7 protein-coding genes are annotated in these 6,108 nt (G+C 69.5%); 3 read left to right on the plus strand and 4 right to left on the minus strand.

The window, feature by feature from the left end:
- Nucleotides 1-227: 227 nt before the first annotated feature.
- Nucleotides 228-1,469: a 5-aminolevulinate synthase gene (gene hemA, locus AX685_RS03640; RefSeq protein WP_066485569.1), complete on the plus strand. Its 1,242-nt coding sequence runs from the start codon at nucleotides 228-230 to the stop codon at nucleotides 1,467-1,469.
- A gap of 21 nt (nucleotides 1,470-1,490) precedes the next feature.
- Here hemA and AX685_RS20855 read toward each other — a convergent pair whose 3' ends face one another.
- The gene (locus tag AX685_RS20855) at nucleotides 1,491-1,667 is read right to left on the minus strand and encodes a DUF4169 family protein (protein ID WP_082740512.1); all 177 of its coding nucleotides are present in this window, start codon (nucleotides 1,665-1,667) and stop codon (nucleotides 1,491-1,493) included.
- 5 nt (nucleotides 1,668-1,672) lie between these two features.
- Nucleotides 1,673-2,128 (minus strand): transcription antitermination factor NusB, encoded by a 456-nt coding sequence (gene nusB, locus AX685_RS03645; protein ID WP_066485571.1) that lies wholly within the window; start codon nucleotides 2,126-2,128, stop codon nucleotides 1,673-1,675.
- Between the two features lie 163 nt (nucleotides 2,129-2,291).
- Here nusB and AX685_RS03650 point away from each other — a divergent pair, with 163 nt between their 5' ends.
- Entirely contained in the window at nucleotides 2,292-2,807 is a 516-nt protein-coding gene (locus tag AX685_RS03650; RefSeq protein WP_066485573.1) for a YciE/YciF ferroxidase family protein, read from the plus strand.
- A gap of 40 nt (nucleotides 2,808-2,847) precedes the next feature.
- On the opposite strand, the gene hisD is transcribed toward AX685_RS03650, so the two are convergent.
- Nucleotides 2,848-4,143, minus strand: coding sequence for a histidinol dehydrogenase (gene hisD, locus AX685_RS03655; RefSeq protein ID WP_066485575.1), 1,296 nt, complete (start codon nucleotides 4,141-4,143; stop codon nucleotides 2,848-2,850).
- Complete coding sequence (gene hisG / locus AX685_RS03660) at nucleotides 4,140-4,820, minus strand: ATP phosphoribosyltransferase (RefSeq protein ID WP_066485577.1); 681 nt, start codon at nucleotides 4,818-4,820, stop codon at nucleotides 4,140-4,142. The genes hisD and hisG overlap by 4 nt, the downstream gene beginning before the upstream one ends.
- A 63-nt stretch (nucleotides 4,821-4,883) precedes the next feature.
- Between hisG and AX685_RS03665 the strand changes: the two genes are divergently transcribed.
- A complete protein-coding gene (locus AX685_RS03665; RefSeq protein ID WP_066485579.1) occupies nucleotides 4,884-5,978 on the plus strand; it encodes a DUF2332 domain-containing protein in 1,095 nt (364 codons plus the stop codon).
- Nucleotides 5,979-6,108: the final 130 nt, after the last annotated feature.

Below are 6,108 nucleotides of genomic sequence, written 5' to 3' on the forward strand. Positions count from 1 at the left end.
GACCGAGGGGCAGTCGTGGCCCCGCCGCGCCGCGCCCGGCACGCTGGTGTTCACCGCCGGCGGCGAGCGCGAATCGCGGATCGCCGCGACCCTGTCGGGTAGAGGTTTCGGCAAGACGGAGTTGCTATAAGGCGCGCGGGGTGGGACAATTTGTCCTAGTCGATCGATCAGAGAGACCATTGATCCCGACTGGTCAGGCGACAGAGAGGGGAGTAGGGGTACGGCCCATGACCAGCGATAGCGATACGCGCGCCGTGGATTACTCGCGCGTGTTCACCCAGGCGATCGACCGGCTCCATGCGGAGGGCCGCTATCGCGTGTTCATCGACATCCTGCGCAACAAGGGCATGTTCCCCAATGCGCGGTGCTTCGCCGGGCACAACGGGCCGAAGCCGATCACGGTGTGGTGTTCGAACGACTATCTCGCGATGGGCCAGCATCCCAAGGTGATCGCCGCGATGGAGGAGGCGCTGCACGATGTCGGCGCCGGTTCGGGCGGCACGCGCAACATCGGCGGCAACACCCATTACCATGTCGACCTGGAAGGCGAGCTGGCCGACCTGCACGGCAAGCAGGCGGCGCTGCTGTTCACGTCGGGCTATGTCTCGAACGAGGCGACGCTGTCGACGCTGGCCAAGGTGCTGCCCGGCTGCATCATCTATTCGGACGAACTCAACCACGCCTCGATGATCGCGGGCATTCGCAACGCGGGCTGCGAGAAGCGCGTGTTCCGCCATAACGACCTGGCGCACCTGGAAGAATTGCTGGCCGCCGACGATCCCGCCAGCCCCAAGCTGATCGCCTTCGAGAGCGTCTATTCGATGGAGGGCGACGTCGCCCCGATCGGTGCGATCTGCGACCTGGCGGACAAGTATAACGCGCTGACCTATCTGGACGAGGTCCATGCCGTCGGCATGTACGGCGCGCGCGGCGGCGGTATTTCGGAGCGTGACGGCGTCGCCCACCGGCTGACGATCATCGAGGGGACGCTGGGCAAGGCGTTCGGGGTGATGGGCGGCTATATCGCCGCGGACCGCACGATCGTGGACGTCATCCGCAGCTATGCGCCCGGTTTCATCTTCACCACCTCGCTGTCGCCGGTACTGGTCGCGGGCGTGCTGGCGAGCGTGCGCCACCTGAAGCAGTCGAGCGTCGAGCGCGAGGGGCAGCAGGCCGCCGCCGCCACGCTGAAGGCGATGATGCGCGATGCCGGGCTGCCGGTAATGATCGGCGAGACGCATATCGTCCCCGTGATGGTCGGCGATCCCGTCAAGGCCAAGAAGATCAGCGACATCCTGCTCGCCGAATATGGCGTCTACGTGCAGCCGATCAATTATCCGACGGTGCCGCGCGGGACCGAGCGGCTGCGCTTCACCCCAGGCCCGGCGCATGACGAGGCGATGATGCGCGAACTGACCGCCGCGCTGGTCGAAATCTGGGACCGGCTGGAACTGCGCATCGCCGCCTGAGGGCGTGCGCGGCGCGACGGATCAATCCTCTCGCCGAGCGCCGTCCACTGTCGCCTCATGCCGCGCGCGCTCGCGCGCATCGGCCTGTTTCTGCGCCTTCGTCCGGCCGAAGGCGGCGCGACTCGCCGCCGCCTGCACCGTCGCGGCGGCGCGCGCCCTGGCCTTGCGGGCGCGGTTCAGGTTGACCACGTCCGCCATCGCGGTCAGCCGCGCACCTGCCGGGCGATGCCGTCGAGCAGGCCGTTGACGAACCCCGCCTCGCGCCGTTCGTAGAAGGCGTGGGCGACATCGACATATTCGGTGATGACCGCGCCGACCGGCACGTCGGCACGCGCCAGCAATTCCCACGTGCCCGCGCGCAGGATCGCCTTCATCGGCCGGTCGAGCCGCTCCAGCGTCCAGCCGCTGGCCAGCTTCCCCTCGACCAGCCGGTCGATCTCGCCCAACCGCGCGTGCGCGCCCGTGACGATATCGTCGAAGAACTGGACGTCGGCCTCGGCATATTCGACGTCCTCGATGACGGCGCCCAGGCGGTGGTGGTGGAATTCGTGGAGCAGCGCGGGGATCGCGGTGCCTTCCATCTCATGCTGGTACAGCGCCTGGACGGCGGCGAGGCGCGCGGCGGCGCGGCTCTTGGATCGGGCAGCGGTTCGGGACATGGGGGCGCGCTGTACGCCCGTCGCGCGCGTTCGTCACCCCCGCGCGGCGTGTTGATCCGCATCAGGCAGTTTTCCGGCAACGTCGGCGCGCGGCCTTCGTTCGTTCACGGTCCGCCATCGCGGGCGCCATCGCATGACCATCGGATAAAAGAGGAGAGCAGACATGGGACTGTTCACCAAGGATATCGAAACGCTCCACGACCTGTTCCTGCACCAGCTGCAGGACATCTATTATGCGGAGAACCAGATCACCAAGGCGCTGCCCAAGATGATCGACAAGGCGACGTCGCCCGAACTGAAGCAGGGTTTCGAAACGCACCTGCGTGAAACCGACGGGCAAATCGCCCGGCTGGAGCAGGCGTTCGAGGCGCTGGGCGAAAAGGCCAAGGCAGTGACCTGCCCCGCGATCGACGGCATCATCAAGGAGGCCAATGAGGTCGCGGGCGAGGTCGCCGACAAGGCGGTGCTCGACGCCGCGCTGATCGCGGCGGCGCAGGCGGTCGAACATTATGAGATCACGCGCTACGGCACGCTGATCGCCTGGGCGCGCCAGCTGGGCCATACGCAGGTCGCCGGGCTGCTGGAGGAGACGCTGGCGGAGGAAAAGGCCACCGACGACAAGCTGACGACGCTGGCCGAAAGCAAGGCCAATGCCGCGGCGGAATTGGCCACCGCCTGACCGGCCGGAAGGGGCGCCTGATCGGGCGCCCCTTTCTGCTTCACTGATTGGTGCGGATGCGCAGCGCCACCGAGCGCGCGTGCGCCGGCAACCCCTCGGCCTGCGCCAACGCGATCGTCGCCGGGCCGAGTTCGTTGAGCGCGCTTTCATCGAGATGCAGGAAGCTGGTGCGCTTCATGAAATCGGTGACGCCAAGTCCGCTGGCGAACCGGGCACGTCGGCCGGTCGGCAGGACGTGGTTTGGCCCCGCGACGTAATCACCGATCGCCTCTGGCGTGAACCGCCCCAGGAACGCCGATCCGGCGTGCCGCAACCGATCGAACAGCGCCTGCGGATCGTCGCACGCCAGTTCGACATGCTCGGGCGCCAGCCGGTCGACCAATGGTATCGCGTCCGACAAGGTCGGAACGAACACGATCGCGCCATTGTCTTCCCACGCGACGCGCGCCACGGCGGCGGTGGGCAAGGTTTCCAGCTGTGCGGCCACCGCATCGGCGACGCGCGTCGCGAAACCGGCATCGTCGGTGAACAGGATCGACTGCGTCGTCGTGTCGTGTTCGGCCTGGCTGAGCAGGTCGGCGGCGATCCAGTCGGGGTCGTTGGCGCCGTCCGCCACGACCACGATCTCGCTGGGGCCGGCGACCATGTCGATCCCGACGACGCCATAGACCTGCCGCTTGGCCTCCGCGACCCAGGCGTTGCCGGGGCCGGTGACAACATCGACGCGCGCGATCCGGTCCGTACCGTAGGCGAGCGCGGCGATCGCCTGCGCGCCGCCCACCCGCCACACCTCGTCCGCCTGCGCCAGATGCGCGGCGGCGAGCACCAGCGGGTTGACGGTGCCGTCGGGAGTGGGGGTGACGACGACCAGCCGCTCCACCCCGGCAACGCGCGCGGGGATCGCGTTCATCAGCAGCGTGGAGGGATAGGCGGCGCGGCCGCCGGGGACATAGATCCCCGCCGCATCGACCGCGCGCCACCGCGCGCCCAGCCGCACGCCGGCGGCGTCGGTGAAGGCGGTATCCTCCGGCCGCTGCTTCTCATGATAGGCGCAGATGCGCGCGGCGGCGAGCTCCAGCGCCGTGCGCAGTTCCGGCTCCAGCCCAGCGAACGCCGTGGCGCAGGCGGCGGCGTCGATCCGCCAGCCGGTGTCGTTCAGGTCGTGGCGGTCGAGCTTCTGCGTGAAGGCGTGCAGTGCCGCGTCGCCGTCGTCGCGGACGGCGCGGATGATCGTGGCGACGTCGCGGGCGACGTCGACGGCGGTTTCGCGGCGGGCGTCGACCAGGGCGTCGAAGCGGGTGGCGAAATCGGCGTCGGTGGTGTCGAGGCGGATCATGCCGCGCGTGCCCGGTCGACCGCGGCGCGGAACGCCTCCACCAGCGGGAAGACGTGCGCGCGTGTCTTCATCGCGGCGCGGTTGACGACCAGCCGCGCGGACACCTGCATGATCCGTTCCACTTCCACCAGCCCGTTTTCCTGGAGCGTGCGGCCCGACGAGACGAGGTCGACGATCCGCGTCGCCAGCCCCAGCGTCGGCGCCAGCTCCATCGCGCCGTTGAGCTTGATGCACTCCGCCTGCACCCCGCGGCGCGCGAAATAGCCCGCTGTCACATGGGGATATTTGGTGGCGACGCGGACATGGCTCCACCCGCGCGGATCGTCACTGGCGGCCAGGTCCGCCGGCTCCGCCACCGACAGCCGGCAATGGCCGATGTCGAGATCGACGGGGGCGTACAGCTCCGCATAGTCGAATTCGGCGAGCACGTCGGAGCCGACGATGCCGAGCTGCGCGGCGCCGTGCGCGACGAAGGTGGCGACATCGAAGGCGCGCACGCGGATCAGTTCGATGCCCGGATCCTGCGTGCGGAAGCGCAGCGCGCGGCTCTTTTCGTCGCCGAACGCGGGTTCGGGCACCACCCCGGCGGCGGCGAGCAGCGGCAGCGCCTCGGCCAGGATGCGCCCCTTGGGCACCGCGATGACGATGGGAGAGGGCGAAGGCGACGGCTGGGACATGGTCCGGCGCTTTACGGAAGGGGGAAACAGCGCGCAATGATGCGTTGAACGAGGAGGAACCGCATGGCCGGAGAAGCCGAAAACCGCGCAGCATTCGAGGTGCAGGCGCAATATTGCGACGCGATGGCCGCGCCGATCACCGCACGGATCGGCCGCGCGCTGGGTAAAACGCTCGACCGGACGACGAAAACGGGCGTTCGCGTGCTCGACTGGAAGGGCGAACCGGTGGCGGATGCGGTGGTTCTGCGGCTGATCGGCGGGGTCCATGCGCTGTTCCGGCGCGGTGGCGACGACGATCTGGCGCGGTTGTTCGCGCCCGATGCGTTGGATTCGGCGCGGACGGACGCGGTCATCGCGCGCATCGTGGCGCGATATGACGCGGATTTGCTGCCGTGGCTCGACGGACCGCCGCAGACCAACGAGGCGGCGCGCTCCGCCGGACTGATGACGGGGCTGCTCCACGTCGCCGCCGCACTGGGTCCGCGGATCGAGGTGATCGAGATCGGATCGAGCGCGGGGCTGAACCTGCTGATCGGGCGGATGCGCTTCGACCTGGGCGGGGTGCTGGCCGGGCCGGCGGATTCGCCGCTGAAGATCCGCCCCGAGTGGCGCGGCCCGCCGCCGCCGGCGGTGCCGGTCGCGGTCACGCGCGCGCGGGGCGTGGACATCGCGCCGGTCGATATCGCCGATCCGCGCGCGGCGGAGCGACTGGAGGCCTATGTCTGGGCCGATGCCGCCGAGCGACAGGCGCGGCTGGCGACCGCGATCGCGATGGTGCGTGCGGGCGGTGTCGACCTGGTGCAGGGCGATGCGCCCGACTGGGTCGAGGCGCGGCTGGTCGAGCCGCAGGACGCCGGGGTGACGCGCGTGCTGATGCATTCGGTGGTGTGGCAATATCTGCCCGCGGCCGGGCGCGACCGCATCCGCGCGGCGATGGCCGCGGCAGGCGCGCGGGCGACCGCTGAGCGCCCGCTGGCGTGGGTGATGATGGAGCCGAACCGCGACCTCCACCGGCATGAGGTGCGCGTGCAATGCTGGCCATCCGACGCGGCGATGCAGCTGGTCGCGCTGACCCATGCGCATGGCGCGTGGGTGGAGGGATTGGCACCGCCGTATGAGACGCGCGATTATGTGATGCGACGCGGGGCGTATGAGTGAGGGCGCGGGGCGGGCGTCTTGAACGGTGCGTCGAGACGCGGCGGCGCGCGCTTACGGCCGGTACAGTCGCCGGCCACGCGCGTCGCCCCGGCGCAGGCTGGGGCCTTTCGGTGACCGGGTGGGGCGGGGG

Origin of the sequence: Sphingomonas sp. CCH9-F2 (assembly GCF_001556735.1) — a bacterium.
Classification (GTDB): domain Bacteria; phylum Pseudomonadota; class Alphaproteobacteria; order Sphingomonadales; family Sphingomonadaceae; genus Sphingomonas; species Sphingomonas ginsenosidimutans.

Bases quoted from the DNA above. Each gene is read 5' to 3' on its own strand.
- hemA (WP_066485569.1), top strand. From the start codon at position 228: ATGACCAGCGATAGCGATACGCGCGCCGTGGATTACTCGCGCGTGTTC.
- AX685_RS20855 (WP_082740512.1), bottom strand. From the start codon at position 1,667: ATGGCGGACGTGGTCAACCTGAACCGCGCCCGCAAGGCCAGGGCGCGC.
- nusB (WP_066485571.1), bottom strand. From the start codon at position 2,128: ATGTCCCGAACCGCTGCCCGATCCAAGAGCCGCGCCGCCGCGCGCCTC.
- AX685_RS03650 (WP_066485573.1), top strand. From the start codon at position 2,292: ATGGGACTGTTCACCAAGGATATCGAAACGCTCCACGACCTGTTCCTG.
- hisD (WP_066485575.1), bottom strand. From the start codon at position 4,143: ATGATCCGCCTCGACACCACCGACGCCGATTTCGCCACCCGCTTCGAC.
- hisG (WP_066485577.1), bottom strand. From the start codon at position 4,820: ATGTCCCAGCCGTCGCCTTCGCCCTCTCCCATCGTCATCGCGGTGCCC.
- AX685_RS03665 (WP_066485579.1), top strand. From the start codon at position 4,884: ATGGCCGGAGAAGCCGAAAACCGCGCAGCATTCGAGGTGCAGGCGCAA.